Source organism: Mesorhizobium sp. M0571, from assembly GCF_040320985.1.
Classification (GTDB): domain Bacteria; phylum Pseudomonadota; class Alphaproteobacteria; order Rhizobiales; family Rhizobiaceae; genus Mesorhizobium.
In genome coordinates, this window is the sequence record NZ_JAMYQT010000018.1 from 114,493 (window position 1) to 131,616 (window position 17,124).

The 17,124-nt window shown below is 62.4% G+C and carries 21 protein-coding genes and 1 tRNA gene; 14 read left to right on the forward strand and 8 right to left on the reverse strand.

The annotated features are described in order from the left end of the window. Positions 1-33: 33 nt before the first annotated feature. Both NKI85_RS21600 and NKI85_RS21605 read right to left on the reverse strand, forming a co-directional pair. Positions 34-1,023, reverse strand: coding sequence for an ABC transporter permease (locus NKI85_RS21600; RefSeq protein ID WP_352526282.1), 990 nt, complete (start codon positions 1,021-1,023; stop codon positions 34-36). Then, positions 1,020-3,578, reverse strand: coding sequence for an ATP-binding cassette domain-containing protein (locus NKI85_RS21605; protein ID WP_502896083.1), 2,559 nt, complete (start codon positions 3,576-3,578; stop codon positions 1,020-1,022). The genes NKI85_RS21600 and NKI85_RS21605 overlap by 4 nt, the downstream gene beginning before the upstream one ends. Before the next feature lie 74 nt (positions 3,579-3,652). Here NKI85_RS21605 and NKI85_RS21610 point away from each other — a divergent pair, with 74 nt between their 5' ends. The 7 genes from NKI85_RS21610 to NKI85_RS21640 all read left to right on the forward strand — a co-directional run bounded on the left by NKI85_RS21610 (position 3,653) and on the right by NKI85_RS21640 (position 9,618). Then, entirely contained in the window at positions 3,653-5,056 is a 1,404-nt protein-coding gene (locus NKI85_RS21610; protein WP_352526278.1) for an ROK family transcriptional regulator, read from the forward strand. A gap of 208 nt (positions 5,057-5,264) precedes the next feature. Continuing rightward, the gene (locus NKI85_RS21615; RefSeq protein WP_352526276.1) at positions 5,265-5,465 is read left to right on the forward strand and encodes a CsbD family protein; all 201 of its coding nucleotides are present in this window, start codon (positions 5,265-5,267) and stop codon (positions 5,463-5,465) included. A 668-nt stretch (positions 5,466-6,133) separates the two neighbouring features. Further along, positions 6,134-6,517 carry a hypothetical protein gene (locus tag NKI85_RS21620; protein WP_352777852.1) on the forward strand — a complete coding sequence of 128 codons (384 nt, stop codon included), beginning with the start codon at positions 6,134-6,136 and terminating at the stop codon, positions 6,515-6,517. A 272-nt stretch (positions 6,518-6,789) separates the two neighbouring features. Next, the gene (locus NKI85_RS21625) at positions 6,790-7,047 is read left to right on the forward strand and encodes a hypothetical protein (protein WP_352526273.1); all 258 of its coding nucleotides are present in this window, start codon (positions 6,790-6,792) and stop codon (positions 7,045-7,047) included. 83 nt (positions 7,048-7,130) lie between these two features. Continuing rightward, the gene (locus NKI85_RS21630) at positions 7,131-7,724 is read left to right on the forward strand and encodes an SOS response-associated peptidase (protein WP_352526271.1); all 594 of its coding nucleotides are present in this window, start codon (positions 7,131-7,133) and stop codon (positions 7,722-7,724) included. A gap of 70 nt (positions 7,725-7,794) precedes the next feature. Continuing rightward, positions 7,795-8,679: a transglutaminase family protein gene (locus NKI85_RS21635; RefSeq protein WP_352526269.1), complete on the forward strand. Its 885-nt coding sequence runs from the start codon at positions 7,795-7,797 to the stop codon at positions 8,677-8,679. 84 nt (positions 8,680-8,763) lie between these two features. Beyond that, positions 8,764-9,618, forward strand: a complete 855-nt coding sequence (locus NKI85_RS21640; RefSeq protein ID WP_352526267.1) for a transglutaminase-like domain-containing protein — start codon at positions 8,764-8,766, stop codon at positions 9,616-9,618. A 136-nt stretch (positions 9,619-9,754) separates the two neighbouring features. Here NKI85_RS21640 and NKI85_RS21645 read toward each other — a convergent pair whose 3' ends face one another. From NKI85_RS21645 to NKI85_RS21670, 6 genes are all read right to left on the reverse strand, one after another. Continuing rightward, the gene (locus NKI85_RS21645; RefSeq protein WP_352526265.1) at positions 9,755-10,306 is read right to left on the reverse strand and encodes a group I truncated hemoglobin; all 552 of its coding nucleotides are present in this window, start codon (positions 10,304-10,306) and stop codon (positions 9,755-9,757) included. Between the two features lie 304 nt (positions 10,307-10,610). After that, entirely contained in the window at positions 10,611-10,853 is a 243-nt protein-coding gene (locus tag NKI85_RS21650) for a hypothetical protein (protein ID WP_352526263.1), read from the reverse strand. A 118-nt stretch (positions 10,854-10,971) separates the two neighbouring features. Further along, positions 10,972-11,202: a hypothetical protein gene (locus NKI85_RS21655; RefSeq protein ID WP_352526262.1), complete on the reverse strand. Its 231-nt coding sequence runs from the start codon at positions 11,200-11,202 to the stop codon at positions 10,972-10,974. 117 nt (positions 11,203-11,319) lie between these two features. Continuing rightward, positions 11,320-11,469, reverse strand: a complete 150-nt coding sequence (locus NKI85_RS21660; RefSeq protein WP_352526260.1) for a hypothetical protein — start codon at positions 11,467-11,469, stop codon at positions 11,320-11,322. Between the two features lie 191 nt (positions 11,470-11,660). Then, positions 11,661-11,924 carry a hypothetical protein gene (locus tag NKI85_RS21665; protein WP_352526258.1) on the reverse strand — a complete coding sequence of 88 codons (264 nt, stop codon included), beginning with the start codon at positions 11,922-11,924 and terminating at the stop codon, positions 11,661-11,663. A gap of 204 nt (positions 11,925-12,128) precedes the next feature. Further along, positions 12,129-12,203 (reverse strand) — tRNA-Thr (locus tag NKI85_RS21670). Positions 12,204-12,363: 160 nt separating this feature from the next. Here NKI85_RS21670 and NKI85_RS21675 point away from each other — a divergent pair. The 7 genes from NKI85_RS21675 (at position 12,364) to infA (ending at position 17,112) form a co-directional block, all read left to right on the forward strand. Next, on the forward strand, positions 12,364-12,570 hold the full coding sequence (locus NKI85_RS21675; RefSeq protein WP_352526256.1) for a hypothetical protein: 207 nt from the start codon (positions 12,364-12,366) through the stop codon (positions 12,568-12,570). A 158-nt stretch (positions 12,571-12,728) separates the two neighbouring features. Then, positions 12,729-14,021, forward strand: a complete 1,293-nt coding sequence (murA, locus tag NKI85_RS21680) for a UDP-N-acetylglucosamine 1-carboxyvinyltransferase (RefSeq protein WP_352526254.1) — start codon at positions 12,729-12,731, stop codon at positions 14,019-14,021. 93 nt (positions 14,022-14,114) lie between these two features. Continuing rightward, a complete protein-coding gene (locus tag NKI85_RS21685; protein ID WP_352526252.1) occupies positions 14,115-14,549 on the forward strand; it encodes a DUF2948 family protein in 435 nt (144 codons plus the stop codon). 4 nt (positions 14,550-14,553) lie between these two features. Next, the gene (gene hisD, locus NKI85_RS21690) at positions 14,554-15,846 is read left to right on the forward strand and encodes a histidinol dehydrogenase (protein WP_352777857.1); all 1,293 of its coding nucleotides are present in this window, start codon (positions 14,554-14,556) and stop codon (positions 15,844-15,846) included. Positions 15,847-15,848: 2 nt separating this feature from the next. Beyond that, positions 15,849-16,334 (forward strand): UPF0262 family protein, encoded by a 486-nt coding sequence (locus NKI85_RS21695; protein ID WP_352526250.1) that lies wholly within the window; start codon positions 15,849-15,851, stop codon positions 16,332-16,334. A 2-nt stretch (positions 16,335-16,336) separates the two neighbouring features. Then, positions 16,337-16,804 (forward strand): arsenate-mycothiol transferase ArsC, encoded by a 468-nt coding sequence (locus NKI85_RS21700; protein ID WP_352526414.1) that lies wholly within the window; start codon positions 16,337-16,339, stop codon positions 16,802-16,804. A gap of 89 nt (positions 16,805-16,893) precedes the next feature. Then, entirely contained in the window at positions 16,894-17,112 is a 219-nt protein-coding gene (infA, locus tag NKI85_RS21705) for a translation initiation factor IF-1 (RefSeq protein ID WP_006200926.1), read from the forward strand. Positions 17,113-17,124 lie beyond the last annotated feature (12 nt).

The following is a 17,124-nucleotide window of genomic DNA, read 5'->3' on the forward strand; positions in this document are numbered from 1 at the left end:
TTAAAATTCGGGCTTGAAGGAAGGGGCCCGAGATCACCCCTTGGTCTCGCGCATTGCGCGGGATCTGCTGAGCATCTCCTGTGTGGAGCGCCAGTAATTGCCGACCAGCAGCGAGCCGATCAGAAGCAGGCCGATGATCATGCCCTGTGCGTCGCCACCGATCTGGTTGAGCGCTAGCACATTGCGGATGATGGCGATCAGGACCAACGCCAGCATGACGCCGGTCAGGCGGCCCTTGCCGCCAAAGACGCTGACGCCGCCGAGCAGCACGATGGTGATGACGTCGAGCTCCATGCCGAGCGCATTGTTGGCGCGGGCGTTGGAGAGGCGCGCAGTATAGACGATGCCGGCGATGGCGGCGACGACGCCCGAGACGACGAACAGGTTCAGGACCATCCGGCGCGTGTTTATGCCGGAATAGCGCGCCACTTCGGGGCTGCCGCCGAGCGCGTAGATGCGCTTGCCGGTCGGCGTCTTCTGCAGCACGATCGCAAACATCGGCGCCAGCACCAGGAAGGGCACGATGGTCCACGGTATCTCGGTGCCCGGCAGGTTGTTGATGCCGAAATCCACGACCGCAGGCGGCAGGATGTTGACCGAACCGGTGCCGAGCAGGATGTAGCCAATGCCTCGATAGAGCGCCATGGTGCCGAGCGTCACAACCAGCGACTGCAGTCCAAGGCGCGAGACCAGATAGCCGTTGAAAGCGCCAAGCAGGCCGCCGGCGACGAGCGTCAGCGGGATTGCGGCAAGCGTCGGCACGCCGGCCTGGACCAGCAAACCAAAGACGACGGACGTCAGCGCCAGCACCGAGGCGATCGACAGGTCGATTTCGCGGGTGATGATGAGCAGCGTCATCGGCAGGATCAGCAATGCCTTTTCCGAGGCGCTGGCGGCCAGTTGCGAGAGATTGAAGCCGGAAGCGAAATTCGGCACGAAGATCGCCGCATAGAGGAAGATGGCCGCGCAAGAGGTCGCCAGCAGCAGATCCCAGAAGTCGATCGAACGAAGGAACTTTTTCATCTCGCCCTCGCCTGTCTTGCCTGCTCCGCGCGCCGCACGATGAAGGCGTCGATGCCGATGGCGACCAGGATCACCAGGCCGTAGACGCCCTGCAGCCACAGCGGGTCGACGCGCACCAGCGTCAGCCCGTTCTTGATGACCAGCAGCGTGAGCGCTCCGAGGATGATGCCGAGCAGCGTGCCCGAACCACCGCGGATGGCGACGCCGCCGACCACCGCCGACGCGATCACGGTGAGTTCGAACCCGAGCGCAACGCGGGCATCGATGGTCGCATAGCGGGATGCCCACAGCGCGCCGCACAAGCCGCCGAGCAGGCCGGCCATGCCAAAGGCCAGCAGAATGCGCCGGTCGACGGGGATGCCGATAAGACGCGCGCCGTCCGGATTGGAGCCGGCGGCGAACAATTCGCGCCCGATGGCCGTGCGATAGAGCAGCACGTAACCCAAGCACAGGATAACGATCGCGATGACGACGATCAGCGGCACGCCGGCGATCTTCAGGCCGGTCATGTCGAGCCAGGCTTGCGTTACTTCGTCGGCGCTGATCTGGTCGCCGGCTGCCCAGATCGAGTTGAAGCCGCGGAAGATCGACATCGAGGCCAGCGTGACGACGATGGCCGGGATCTTTCCCCTGGTGACGACGAGGCCGTTGATCAGGCCAGCGACACCACCGACCGCGCATGCGGTTACGAGGCCGATGCCGATGTCGAGCCCTGGATAGGCCTGGACCATGCTGGCCGCCATGTAAGCCGACAGGCCAATCACCGCGGCGATCGAAAGGTCGATGTTGCGGGTGATCAGCACCAGCATCTGAGCGAGTGCTGCGACTACCAACAGGGCGGCATCCATCGACACGGCGGTCAGGTTTGCCGCGCTCACCATGCGCGGGTTGATAATGGTAACCGGGATGGCGACCGCCAGCATCGCGGCGAGCAGGCCGAACTCCCGCCGCTTCAGTATGTCGAGCGGTCCTTTTCTGTTCTCCTCGCTGGCGCCCTGCGCTGCCGGGCCGGCGCTTTCACCGGCCTTCGTAGCTGCTTCCAGCACCTTTTCCTGGGTGGCTTCGCCCCTGGCAAATTCGGCCGTCCGATGGCCTTCGCGCAGGACGATGATGCGGTCGCACATGCCGATGAGCTCGGGCATTTCCGAGGAGATCAGAATGATAGCCATGCCCTGTGCGGCAAGATCGGCGATCATCGCATGCACTTCCGCCTTGGTGCCGACATCGATGCCTTGCGTCGGCTCGTCGAGGATGAGGACGCGCGGCTCGGTGCGCAGCCATTTGGCCAACACCACCTTCTGCTGGTTGCCGCCGGACAGTTCCTTTACCGGCTGCCCGTAGCCGGAGAAGCGAAGCTTCATCCGCTTCAGCCAGTCCGAAACCAGATCGATCGCGCGGTCCGTGCCGTAGAAGCCGGAGCGAGCTGCCTTGTCGAGGACGGGCAGCACCGCGTTGTCGAGGATAGAAAAATCCATCACCAGGCTCTGGCCCATGCGATCTTCCGAGACATAGGCGATGCGCGCATCCATCGCGTCGCGTGCCGATGCGAAGCGCACAGCTTCGCCGTCGATCAGGATTTCGCCGGCATCCGGCTGCTCGATGCCGAACAGCACGCGCGCGATCTCGGTCCGCCCGCTGCCGACCAGGCCGCCGAGCCCGAGCACCTCTCCGGCGTGGAGCTTGAGGTCGATGTTGGAAAAGCCGCCGGCGTGCGAAAGCCCCCTCGCCTCCAGCACCAGCGCGCCGGTGGCGTGGTTTCTTTCCGGATAGAGGTCGGTCACCTCGCGGCCGACCATCATGCCGATGGCGGCGGCGCGGCCAAGCTCGGCCTTCGGCTTGACGCCAATGAGGCGCCCGTCGCGCAGCACCGCGATGCGGTCGGCGATGCGGAAGATCTCGTCCATGCGGTGGCCGACGAACATCATCGCCACGCCATGCAGCCGCAGATCGGCGACGACGGTGAACAGCCGCTCGACCTCGCGCTGCGACAGGGCGGCCGTCGGCTCGTCCATGATCAGCACCCGCGCGTCGAGCGACAAGGCGCGGGCGATCTCGACCAGTTGCTGTTCGGAGGTGCGCAACGTTCCGAGCCGTGTTTCGGCCGGCACGTCGAGGCCGACCGTCGCCAGCACCTTGCGGGCGCCGGCAAACATGGCGGCGTTGTCGATGCCGCCGAAGCGGTCGCGCGGCATATGGCCGAGATAGATGTTTTCCGCCACCGAAAGATCCGGAAAAAGACCGGGATGCTGGTGCATGACCGAGATACCGGCAGCCTGGGCGTCGTGCGGCGAATGGAAGACCGCAGGCTTGCCATCGACTTCGATATGGCCGCCGGTAGGAAGATACACGCCGGCCAGCAGCTTCACGCAGGTGCTCTTGCCGGCGCCGTTTTCGCCAAGCAGAGCCAGCACCTCGCCTGAGCGCAATTCGAAGGACGCGTCCTTGAGGGCAATCGTGCCGCCGAAGGCCTTTGTCGCCTGAACCAGGGCGACGGGGACAGCCACGTCGCTCTTCACTATGGCATCGGCTTCGCCTAATGCGCCCAAGTGCAGCACCCTTCCTCCCTGGTCCTGTTTTTTAAATTTGCTATATTAAATGGCTTAACGCCGCAACTGGAAAATTGACTTCCATGGCCCCGAAGGGCACTGTCGCGTCGCGCACGGGTGCAGCTGAAGTGCTCGACCGCAGCAGCTTCAAAGCTGCAGGCGGCCAGAGTGGCTCCGCGAGAATGAATGGGGAGGCGCCGGTTTTGTCCGGAAAAGGCAGCAATTCGGTCAAGGTTCGGCATTACAACGAGCGCTTCGTGCTTGATGCCATCCGCCGCCTGAAGGAGGCATCCAAGTCCGACCTGGCGCGCGCCGCAAATCTGACGCCGGCCGCGGTCGCCACCATTGTCGACGGGCTGGAGTCGTCCGGATTCGTAAAGCAAGTGGGAAAAAGGTTCGGGCAACGTGGATCGCCGTCCACTCTCTACCGGCTTACACCGGAGCGCATCTACAGCGCCGGCATCAAGATCGGCCGGCGCGCGCTGGAAGCCGTCCTCGTCGACTTCGCCGGCGAGGTCCGCTCGCGCGAGTCGCACGAATATCGCTTTCCGGATCCCGACATGGTGCTCAAGGCCGGCAACATGTCGCTGGCCAATTTCGACAAGCTGGTCGAGGGGCTTGGCGATGCCAGCATCGTCGGTGTCGGCATCGCCTCGCCATATTTCCTCGGCGGCTGGAGCGAGGAACTCGGCTTTCCCGATGACCTCGGTAGCCGCTGGGAAGCAATCGATCTGACGACATTCTTCGCCACAAAACCGAAGACCCCGGTCTTCGTGGAAAACGACGCGTCATCGGCCGCACTCGCCGAACTCATCCAGGGGACCGGCGCGCGGTTCCGCGACTTCATGCATATTTCGATCGACACCTTTGTCGGCGGCGGATTGGTGCAAGGCGGCAAGGTCCATACCGGTCCGCACGGCAACAGCGCCGCGCTCGGTCCTTTGCCGGTTTCGCCCTCAAGCCTCGATTCGGTCGCGGCCAAGCCGGCGCGTTACCAAAGTCTGCTGCATCGCGCCTCGATCTATGTGCTGGTCAATCATCTCAAATCGCGCGGCATCGAGATCAATCGTGTGCGCGAACTGGATCCCTTGCCGCCGGGGGCGCGCGAGCCGCTGTCCGAATGGATCGACGATTGTGCCAATGCGCTGGTCGAGGCGATCATCGCCATCACCTCGGTCATCGATATCGAGGCGATCGTTCTCGACAGCATCCTGCCGCGGCCGATCCATCTCGAGCTGCTGGCAAAGGTGCAGACCCAGTTCAACAGGATCAGCGCCATCGGCATCGTGGCGCCGGAAATCGTATCGGGACAATTCGGCCCCGAGGCTTCACCGATCGGCGCGGCGATGCTGCCGTTCTCGGCACTGTTGGCACCCGACAGCGGCGTGCTGATGATCGGCAAGGACAGAACAATGCTGCTGGGCAGTCTTTCGAGGCTTGCCAGCCAAAGCCACCCAGCGAGAAGCTCAGCGACTTCAACAGGATAGGATGGCGTCGCGCCGACCTTCATCTGGGCAAAGTCCCCTCATCCGAAGGCACGGCGGGCTTTTTGCGCCGGCCCCGGAACTTTTAGCGGCTGCTAATCTTCATTCGTCACCGACAGATATCCCTCTCGGTGTTTGGATCGAAATGCTCGATCGGTCCGCGCTCCGCTTTAGTGCGGGCCCACAACACGCAGGAAGCAAGGAGGAACATATGAACTGGGATCAAATCAAGGGAAAATGGACACAGTTCAAAGGCAAGGCGAAAGAGCAGTGGGGGGACCTCACCGACGATGATCTTGATCGGATCGAGGGCAACCGAGACCAGCTCTTAGGACGGATCCAGGAGCGATATGGGATCGCCAAGGAAGAGGCAGAGCGCCAGGTAGATGACTGGTCCCGAAGCGTCCGCTGAGCCTTGGAGGCAACGCCGTCTGCTGCTCACCACCCGGTGAAACTCTGCGTCGCCCGCCGTGCCGACTGGTGCGGCGGGCCCTTTCGACAGCGAGGCCCGCGAGAGAACCTTTAGCCACATCTAATGTTCTACTCGCGTGGCGGGCTTCGCCCCGGGGTGTGCCCGGCCCGGAGGCGAAGGAGCGTAAGCATGAACAACATTATCTGGCTGGTCGGCGCCATCGTGATCGTAATCGCCATTTTGAGCTTTTTGGGTCTGCGGTAGCCTCTCTTCGACCCGACAGCCACTCCCCGGTCGGCGTGGCCTCACTGACCGCTGCTCTCAAGCAGGTCAGACTTAGGTCCTAAGCAAGACGCTCCAGGAATGGACCGAAGCCCCGGCACAGGAACGTCTCCAGCTGGCTCACGTTGTGGTGAGTCTTGGCGCGATGAAGATGCGTGCCAGCGAAGAGCTCAATGCCAGGGAGGAGAGGGCCCGACGCTCCGAACGAACGGCGGGCTTGGGTGTAAATGCAAACGATCAGCAGACTGTTCGATTCCCATGCCCAGGCAGCACGGGCCGTCGCCGCGCTTCAGGCGGCCGGGATTCGTCGCCGGCAGATCAGTGTCGTCGGATCTTACAACGACAACAATGAACCGATTAGCGTTGTCGGATCTTACAAGGATGAGATGAGCGCTCTCTGGCGGGGTCCGGGGGTCGGTGCCGTCGTTGGCGCGGCGGCCGGTCTGCTAGCCGGCTTTGGCGCTTTTGGAGCTCAGGGCATCGATCCTGCGGGGATGACCGGCATGGCCCTGGTCGGTACGGCGTGGGGCGGCTTTGCCGGCGGGCTTCTCGGAACGCTGGCCAATTTTGCCCAAAAGCCGGGCAAGCCGAAGATTGCAGAGGGTGTCGTTCTGGTGATGGCCCGCGTCGATGAAAAGCAGGCCGGCGCCGCGCAGGCAGTGTTCCGGAGTTCCGTGGAGATGCCGCAGCTCATCTGCGCTTCCGGGCAGATGAAGGGGAGCGCTTACACAAATTCAAGCCGGCTCCGCGTCCGATCTGGTGCCAGATGAAGTTTGTTCCGCGAAACAGGAATTCAGGCGGGAGGCGCCCGATGAAACCTTGGCAAACCAATACCTTGGAGGCATGCGGGCTGCTTGCCGTCGTGCTGTCCCTTATCCTTACGGTTCTATTGGCGGGTCTCATCCTTAGCTGAACCCGTGCCCTTGCCACCGGCGACACGGTGTCGAGCCCGGGCAACTGGCGAAAGGTGCGGCCAATTCGAAGGATTAAACCATTCGTGCTAAGCGTTAATAGGTTGTCGGCAAAAGTAGAGGGCGATCACGTGGACAAACGGGCTGAAGGAGACGCGGAGAGGTTGGCTCGGGGCGAGTTCGAGCTCAAAGCCGAACGATATGGCGTGAACGCCTTTCTTCTCGTTGTCGAACTTGTAAATCTGCTGGAAAAGCGTGGAACGATCAGCAGCGACGACGTCGCGAAAATAGCCGAAGCTGCAGCACTTGCTGTTGCCGCATCCAGTCAACCCGACATGAACAGCATCAATCTCTTGCAGACCATCGCTGCCGCACGCCGGCCCAAATAGGGCGACGGCAAGTCCGCCAGCAATCGGCGCGAACCGATAAACGCTACATTGAACTGATCTCGATCGAGCGTGCGGAGCCTTCCATGTGCAATGACTACGAGCAGCATATCGCCTGGGCCGAGTATTGCCGGATGATGGCTTCGCTGGCGCTCAAGATCCCCAGCCACCAAACCGAGCTGGATCTGCCGCAGGCGGATGACATTCACATCAACGACCCCGGGCCTGTGATGCGCGCGGCCGGCGACACAATCGAACTGGCGTCGATGACGTTCGGCTTTCCGCCGGCCGGACCAAAAGGCGGACCTGTATTCAACTTTCGCTCGGAGGGTCGACAGTTCGGCAACAGCAAACGCTGTCTCGTTCCCGCATCGGCATTCTTCGAATTCACCGGAACGAAGTATCCAAAAGCCAAGCACAGGTTCACGCTGAATGGCCATTCGTTCATGGCGATTGCCGGGCTGTGGCGCGAGGGTGCCGGCAACAAGCCGCCCAATTTCACGATGCTGACCACCGATCCAGGCCCGGATGTCGCGCCATATCACAATCGGCAAGTGGTTGTGCTGCGGCCATCGGACTGGGCGGCCTGGATCCACCTGACGAGGTCCGAGGCTGAACTTTTGCGGCCGCTGCCGGCAGGGTCGCTCAGAGCGGAAACAGTTCGGGCAAGTTCCGAGTAGGAACCATCGGATGACCCTGGAAAAGAGTATATGCTTGCGCCAACATCGCAGGTAAACTTGTCGGAAGCTGATGCCGATCTTTTCAGTCCAGCACACGACGCTCTATCGCTATAGCCGACCGGTGAGGTTCGGCGAGCACCGGCTGATGTTCAGGCCGCGCGATAGTTTCGATCAAAGACTTCTGGACCACGCCTTGTTTGTCGACCCCGAACCGAAAGAGGTTCGCTGGATCCATGACGTTTTTGGAAACTGCGTGGCGGTGATCGACTTCGAGAGCCCCTCAACCGAACTGCGCTTTTCGACAGACATTCGGCTGGATCACACGCCGCAGCATGCGCCTGATTTCCGTATTGACGAGGCGGCGCTTCATTATCCGTTTTCCTATGATCCGGACGAAGCCGCCGATCTCTCCCAGACGATGGAACGTCAATACGAGGATGACGGTGACGAGGTTGGCAAGTGGGCACGACAGTTCCTCAATGCCGCAGGGCACACCGGGACCGGCAACTTGTTGATGACGCTTTGCTACGCCATCCATGAGAGCTTTGTGTATTCCCGTCGAAGCGAGCCAGGGACGCAACCGCCTCTGATGACGTTGCACCTGCGTCGCGGCACATGCCGGGACTTTGCGCTGTTCATGATGGAAGCGGTTCGTTCGCTCGGCTTTGCCGCCCGTTTTGTGACTGGTTACGTCTATGTGCCAAGCCGCGACAGCGCGGCGGTTCTTGGCGGCGGCTCGACGCATGCCTGGTGCCAGGTCTACCTGCCTGGTGCCGGCTGGGTCGAGTTCGACCCCACCAATGGCATTGTCGGCAACCGGGATTTGATCAGGGTGGCCGTGGCTCGGCATCCCCAGCAAGCCATCCCTCTTTCCGGGAGTTATTCGGGAAGCGCGTCGAGTTTTCTGGGAATGACCGTCGAGGTAAAAGTGGCCAAGGACATCGGTCCGCAATAAAATTAGCACTCGCTTATGTTTTCCGGAACTGTTTGGCCATCGCGGAGTTTGCCCGGTTGCTGAATGACACCAATCGGAGCCTCGATGCGGATCCGCGCGGGTTTCACCCTCACCTATGAATGTCCGCGGCCAACACCGATGCTGTTGGCGCTCGAGATCCACCCATCGCGCCGTGTCGATCTGCTGACGGAACAGATCATAGGTTTTGATCGCTCCGTCGAAGCACGCGGTTACGTCGACGGTTTCGGCAACGCCTGCACGAGGATCGAGGCGCCCTCGGGCCTGACGACGATCTCAACCACCTTCGAGATCTATGATAGCGGCGAGCCCGATGCGGTCGCCGAGCAGGCTGTGCAGCACAACATCAAGGAGCTGCCGGACGAGGTGCTCGTTTTTCTTCTGGGCAGCCGCTACTGCGATACCGATCGTCTTGGAGATTTCGCCTGGGCGAAATTCGGCAATACCGCGCCTGGATGGGCGCGCGTGCAGGCGATCTGCGATTTCGTTCACAATCATATCGTCTTCGACTACCAGAAAGCCGACTCGCTGCGGACCGCCCATGGCGGCTTCACCGACCAGGCCGGCGTTTGTCGTGATTTTACGCATCTGGCGATTGCGCTATGCCGCTGCATGAACATTCCAGCGCGGTACTGCACCGGATATCTCGGCGACATCGGGGTACCGCCGGCGCCGGAACCGATGGATTTCAGCGCCTGGTTCCAAGCCTATCTCGCCGGCAATTGGTTCACATTCGATCCTCGCCACAACTGCCCGCGGATCGGGCGCATATTGATGGCAACGGGGCGCGACGCGACCGACGTCGCCATCTCAACCAGTTTCGGTTCTTCGCGGCTTACCCGCTTCGAAGTCATCACAGAAGAAGTCCGGGCTGAACCTTCATCGAATGCGTTTATCGAAGATCCCGCGTCCTCACCTTGAGCTGGAAGATCAGGAAGCGTGGGTCGACGACGTCCCGAGGCCCTCTGCAGACCGCGTGGTCAGGGCCGCGCTGCATATTCACGGCGACGCGCGCCATACTCAGAACCAATGCGTCCGCCGGCACTATACAGGCGCTTCAGCCCTGCTTGACGTAGCCGGCGGTGACCTCGTCTTTGTGGGCGGCGAAAGCTGCCAAGACCTCGGTTTTCTCGGGCTTCGGAACTTTGAAATGATCCAAGGTCCGCCCGAGTTCCGCTGCGACCTCATCGAATTCTGCGGGAGAGATCCGCAGGTCCCGATGGGCCTCCTCGAGGCCGAGCGGCGTCGTGCCGGGCTTGGTGGCGACGAACTTGAAGGGCCCGCCAGAAACGTCGCAGACCCACAGCGTGCGCATGAACTTCAGGCCAGGCAACCTTTCCAGGTTCTTGGTGTGCCATTTGCGCAGCTGCGGATTCTTGGACTTTTGGCCGACGATGGGGTTCTTCACGACGGCGTCGCTGAAATGATCCACCACCGCCGCGATGGCGAACACGCCGCCCAGCCGGTCATATAAACTCTTGTCGGATGTGGTTTTCTTGGCCTGCGCTAGCGCGTTGTCGGCAGGCAACACGGCCGGCGATGCGGCGGCCAGCGCCAGCCCTGCGACCACGCTTCGTCTTGTGAGAGAGGTCGAAACAGCCGTTTTCATCCCTGGTATCTTTCGAGGTTAGGCCAGAGCAAGCCGCAGCCTGTCTGGCGGGCTTCATGAAGTGACATTCGGACATATCCACTTTGCCGTTAACTGGCATCGTCTAACGACTTAACGAGCCCCCCGCCCGAATTATTCCGATGCACTGCATTGTCAGGGTCAACATGCGTCAAAGGGCGAAGACGCGCGGATGAGGAAGGCTTAAGCAGGCGTCGCTGCACGCGGCAGAGGTCGCGAAGCCACTTCGGCCGCATCTGTGCCCTGACCTTGGCATTTTCCTTCTGTGTCGTGTTGTCGGCGGCAATCAGCCGCTGTAGGGAGCGTACAATCGCTCCACGCGGCTTTGCCGGCTGCCTGCGGCCAATAGCTTGTGCTTTTCGAAGATCGCGAGCTTCTGCGGATAGGTGATCCGCACCTTGGCGTTGCACCCGTCGCATCTGAAGTACGCGATTGTTCTTAGTGCAGAGCCCTTTCTTACCGCCGGATGCGAGCAATCCGGACATTCGAATGTGAGCGCGACGTCAGATAAGTCTTCGGCCAAACCCATTTCCATCCCCTTTGCAAGCTCGGTGGCTACACTCTGGCGAGTCTCAATGGGCAATTCAGATGCCAATCCGATTGTGCCAATGCGGGACTAGAACAATTCGCCTCGGAACGCCGCCTAGCTAGTGCGCCTTCTCTGCGCCTTTTGAGCGACGAAGAGACCTGACTTCCTCCAGCAGTTCGCGCTCATTGGTAAAGTTTCGGAAGATTGCGACAATAATCACCGCTAAGGCTTCGGCATCCCGGCTTAAAGGGTCAATGTGTTCATCTGCGCAAACCTGTTCAAACACGCGTTCACAAATAGCCAAATCGTGAGGGCTGAGGCGGGTGCGATTGAAACGCCGGCGCGACATTTGCGAGCCTTCGAGGCCCGCTGCCCGTGCAAAAGAAGCGGGTCTTCGCAAGAAACGCGAGTCGTTGAGTGGTTGTTCCCGGCTGCAAGCTTGTTAAGCCGCCTGCAGCAGGGCAGACTAGAACGCTTTCCCCGCGCGCATCATGGCGCGTGCGAGCGCGAGCTGCGCCTCGACCTTGGCATTTTCCTTCTGCGTCATGTTGTCGGCCGCGATCAGCCGCCTCAATGAGCGCATGATCTCTCCGTGCGTCCCGCCGACCTCGATCATGCAATCGGCATCGCCGAAAGCCGAGCTCCCTTACCTCCTTGCTTTCGATCTTGCGGTCAGGGCAGTCGTCGGGTCGCTGATCATCCTTTCCGCGCTCCTTTGCACTGTCTCATCGACTGTCGATCGTCATCGCGACAAGAGTGTAAAAGCACGCTCCATCGAACACCGCGACATGGAACCTCCGGCTGAATTTACTCCATGTCCGGCACGTCACCGCTGGTGAACAGCACGGTCGGCGGGCCGTAGTCGCCAAGCGCCGGGTTCGCGTCACGGCTCCATGCGATTACGCCAACGTGCTTCCCTGCGAGCGCCTTGGCGGTGCGGATGGCGCGTTCCTCGCTTTGCTGATCGGCCGGACCAAAGGCGGGAAACAGTTCACCGTCCTCGCCACGATCGAACGCAACGACGACGATCAGCTTGGGCTGCTTCTGGCTAGGCAAAATATGATCCGACATGGCGGTAAGCTATCACATCACAGAGGATTGAGTCGCGTTCGAGACTCGGGAGGTGAGCGTGCAAGACCACAGTTTTTGACGAGCCTGTGCGCGTGGCACTCGGCAGGTCGCGGGGCGCCATATTTTCGGCAACCTCGCCAACCGCGCACAATCATCATCGAGCAGGTCAAGGAGGCCTTGGAAGATGCGCCAGCGAAAACAATCTGGTGCTGCGAGAGAGGATTGAACTCTCGACCTCTCCCTTACCAAGGGAGTGCTCTACCACTGAGCTACCGCAGCCGCCGATGGCGGGGCTTCTGCCATATCGAACCGGCAAGCGCAAGGCCAAGACAAAGACGGGTTGAAAGGCCGCACCGGCGATTGTTCCGGACATGGCCGCGCCACAATGTTGGCTATCCCTTAATGATGCGCTGGGCGGGTCGCCGGCCGGGACGGGACGATGAACGACAAGACAAATTCTCCGAACAAGGATGGTCCACCGAAGAAGGCCGGCCGCAAGGACCGGCTGGCCGAGCAGTTGCGCGCCAATCTGCTGAAGCGCAAGGCGCAGTCGCGCTCGCGGCGGACCGGCGACGCCGATAAGCGGCGCGCTGGCGAGGCCGACCAGCGGCCGGACGGGCTGCAGGCGGCGATGCAAAAAGATTAACGCGAATCGGCTATGTTGTCCCCGGTATTTTGGCCAAAGGCATCGTGGGCCAAAGAGGGGAATAGCCTGTTTCTTGAACCAAGCCGGCCAATGGTCTAGACGGGCCGCAACAGACTCAACCGATTTAAACCGGCCTTTCGGCCGAGGGGACGCTCTTCATGGATCGCATCAGAATTGTCGGCGGCAACAAGCTTGCCGGAAGCATCCCGATCTCGGGTGCGAAAAACGCCGCGCTGCCGCTGATGATCGCCTCGCTGTTGACCGACGATACGCTGACGCTGGAAAACGTGCCGCATCTGGCCGATGTCGAGCAGCTCATCCGCATCCTCGGCAACCACGGCGTCGACTATTCGGTCAATGGCCGCCGCGAAAAGCAGCAAGAGGGCTATTCGCGCACCATCACTTTCTCCGCCCGCAACATCGTCGACACCACGGCGCCTTATGAGCTTGTCTCGAAGATGCGGGCGTCGTTCTGGGTGATCGGCCCGCTGCTGGCCCGCATGGGCGAGGCCAAGGTGTCACTGCCCGGCGGCTGCGCTATCGGCACGCGCCCGGTCGACCTGTTCCTGGAAGGCCTGCAGGCGCTGGGTGCCGATATCGACGTCGACACCGGCTATGTCATCGCCAAGACCAAAAACGGCCGGCTTGTCGGCAACCGTTATGTGTTCCCGAAAGTCTCGGTCGGCGCCACCCATGTGCTTGTCATGGCGGCCTCGCTGGCCAAGGGCGAGACGGTGCTCGAAAACGCCGCGCGCGAGCCCGAGATCGTCAACCTCGCCGAATGCCTCAACGCGATGGGCGCGAAGATCTCCGGCGCCGGCACCGCAACCATCACCATCGACGGCGTCGAAGCGCTGTCGGGCGCCCGCGTCAGGGTGATCCCCGACCGCATCGAGACCGGCACCTATGCGATGGCGGTGGCGATGACCGGCGGCGACGTCGTGCTGGAAGGCGCACGGCCCGACCTGTTGCAGACCGCGCTGGACATCATTTCGCAGACCGGCGCCGAGATCACGCAGACCAATTCCGGCATCCGCGTCAGGCGCAACGGCGCCGGCATTTCGCCGGTCGACGTCACGACGGCGCCGTTCCCGGCATTCCCGACCGATCTGCAGGCGCAGTTCATGGGCCTGATGACAATGGCCAAGGGCAAGTCGCGCATCACCGAGACGATCTTCGAAAACCGCTTCATGCACGTCCAGGAGCTCGCCCGGCTCGGCGCCCACATCACGCTGTCCGGCCAGACGGCGATCGTCGACGGCGTTTCGAAGCTGAAGGGCGCGCCGGTCATGGCGACCGACCTTCGCGCCTCGGTGTCGCTGGTCATCGCCGGCCTTGCCGCCGAAGGCGAAACCACGGTCAACCGCGTCTACCATCTCGACCGCGGCTTCGAGCGGCTGGAGGAAAAGCTGTCCGGCTGCGGCGCGGAGATCGAGCGCATTTCGGGCTAGAGCCTTTCCGCAGGGCTTGCGGCGCGGTTGCACGGATCGCCAAGACCGCCTAACAGAAGGCCAATCGTAAACCTTCGCAGGTGCGAATTCCGCATGAATGCCCTCAAGCTTGTCGCGTTCGACGATCAGGATCTGAGCATCATCTCGGCGCATGTCCAGGATGCCGTGATGAAGGTCAGCGATCTCGAATTCCTGCCTTCGGTTAAGCGATTCGTGCTGACCATGAACCGGTTCGTCTGGGAGGCGAAATCCGGCTTCCTGCGCCAGCACAATGAGCGGCGGCAAGCCGTGCTGCATTTCGACCGGGTGCTCGGCGCCAAGACCAGCGGCATTGCCCGCGACAAGCCCGACGAGGTGCTGTCGCTGCTGGCGATCAGCTTCGTCGCGCTCGACAAGCCGGCCGGCATCGTCGAGCTGATCTTTTCGGGAGGCGGCGCGATCATGCTCGACGTCGAATGCATCGAAGCGCGGCTTACCGATGTCGGCGGCGCCTGGGAAGCGACGTCGCGCCCCGTCCATAGGGTCTGAGCCGATGGCCATCACGCTTTGCCAGTCCGACGCCGATTTCGAGCAGCGCTTTGCCGCCTTCCTGTTGACCAAGCGAGAAGTCTCGGCCGACGTCGACGCCGTAGTGCGCGAGATCATCGCCAAAGTACGCGCCGAAGGCGACGCGGCGCTGGTCGCCTACACGCAGAAATTCGGCGGCGGCGACTTGGCCAAGCTCGGCATTGCCGTCTCCAGGGACGACATCGCCAAGGCCTACGATGCAGCCGATCCGCAGACGATCGAGGCGCTGAAATTCGCGCGCGAGCGCATCCGCTCCCATCACCAGCGCCAGCTGCCGCAGGACGACCGCTATATCGATGCCGCCGGCGTCGAGCTCGGCTCGCGCTGGACGGCGATCGAGGCCGTCGGGCTCTATGTGCCGGGCGGCACCGCGAGTTATCCGAGCTCGGTGCTGATGAACGCCATACCAGCCAGGGTCGCCGGCGTCGAGCGCATCGCCATGGTGGTGCCAGCGTCGGGCGGCGACGTGCCGCCGCTGGTGCTGGTGGCGGCCGACCTTGCCGGCGTCTCCGAAATCTACCGCGTCGGCGGCGCCCAGGCGATCGCCGCCCTTGCTTACGGCACCGAGACGATAAAGCCGGTCGCCAAGATCGTCGGCCCTGGCAATGCCTATGTCGCGGCGGCCAAACGCCAGGTGTTCGGCACGGTCGGCATCGACATGATCGCCGGGCCGTCGGAAGTGCTTGTGGTGGCCGACGGCAGCAACGACCCGGACTGGATCGCCGCCGACCTGCTCGCCCAGGCCGAGCATGACGTGTCGTCCCAGTCGATCCTGATCACCGACGACCCTGCCTTTGGCGAAGCGGTCGAACAGGCGGTCGAACGCCAGTTGCGGAGCCTGCCGCGCGCCGAGACGGCGGCGGCGAGCTGGCGCGATTTCGGCGCCGTGATCCTGGTGCCGACGATCGAGGCAGCACTGCCGCTGGTCGACCGCATCGCCGCCGAACATGTCGAGCTTGCCATCGACGACTCCGAGGCTTTCCTGGCGCGGATGCGCAATGCCGGTGCGGTGTTTCTCGGCCGCCATACGCCGGAAGCCATCGGCGACTATGTCGGCGGCTCCAACCACGTGCTGCCGACGGCGCGCTCGGCGCGCTTCTCGTCCGGGCTTTCGGTGCTCGATTTCGTCAAGCGCACCTCGATCCTGAAGCTCGGGCCGGAGCAATTGCGGGCGCTGGCGCCGGCGGCGATCACGCTGGCCAAGGCGGAAGGGCTCGATGCGCATGGACGCTCCGTCGCCATACGGCTGAACATGTAGCGATGTCGGACTACGACCATACAAACGCCAGGCTGATCGATGTCGAGCTCGACGAGACGATCGGCCGCTCGACGCCCGATGTCGAGCATGAGCGGGCGGTGGCGATCTTCGACCTGATCGAGGAAAACCGCTTCCAGCCGGTCAATGACGACGGCGCCGGCCCTTACCGGCTGAAGCTGTCGCTGGCCGAATCCCGCCTGGTGTTTGCGGTGACGCGCGAGGACGGCGCGGCCGTCGTCACCCACATCCTGTCGCTGACGCCGCTTCGGCGCATCGTCAAGGATTACTACATGATCTGCGAGAGCTATTACGACGCCATCCGCACGGCGACGCCCAGCCATATCGAGGCGATCGACATGGGCCGGCGCGGCCTGCACAATGAAGGCTCGCAGACGCTGATGGACCGGCTTGCCGGCAAGATCGACATCGATTTCGACACGGCGCGCCGGCTGTTCACGCTGGTCTGCGTGCTGCACTGGCGAGGCTGACACTGGCCGCCCCGCTGCCCCGCTCGATCCTGCCCCGCTCGATCCTGTTTGTCTGCGGCATGAACGCCGTGCGCTCGCCGATGGCCGAACTGCTGGCGCGCAAGGTGCTTCCGCCGACGACTTTCGTCGCCTCGGCCGGGGTGCGCGGCGGTGAGCGCGATCCGTTCGTCGACGCCGTGCTGGCCGAGGACGGACTGTCGCTCGGCGAACGGCACCCGAGAACGATGGACGACCTCGAGGACGACTATTTCGACCTGATCGTGACGCTGGCGCCGGAAGCCCACCACACCGCGCTCGAGCTCACCCGCTCGCTGGCCGTCGAGGTCGAATATTGGCCGATGCCCGATCCGACCGGCGTCAGCGGAACGCGCGAACAGATCATGGCCGCCTATCGCGACGTACGCGAGCGGCTGAAGGCGCAGATCGGCCGCCGATTCCTCAGCAACGGGGCTAAAAACGCCGCGGATTAAGCATGTTCACAAGCGGACGTTTATCATATAGGTTCCGCGCAACTTTCCGGCCGGGGCGCTGGAAGTACCCATCCAAGCAAAGGTATCGAATGCCGAAGGAAGAAGTCCTCGAATTTCCGGGTGTCGTCACGGAATTGCTGCCCAACGCGATGTTCAGGGTCAAGCTCGAAAACGAACATGAAATCATCGCCCATACGGCCGGCCGCATGCGCAAGAACCGCATCCGCGTTTTGACCGGCGACAAGGTCCTGGTCGAGATGACGCCCTACGACCTGACCAAGGGTCGCATCACCTACCGCTTCAAGTAAGTTCAAGGACCC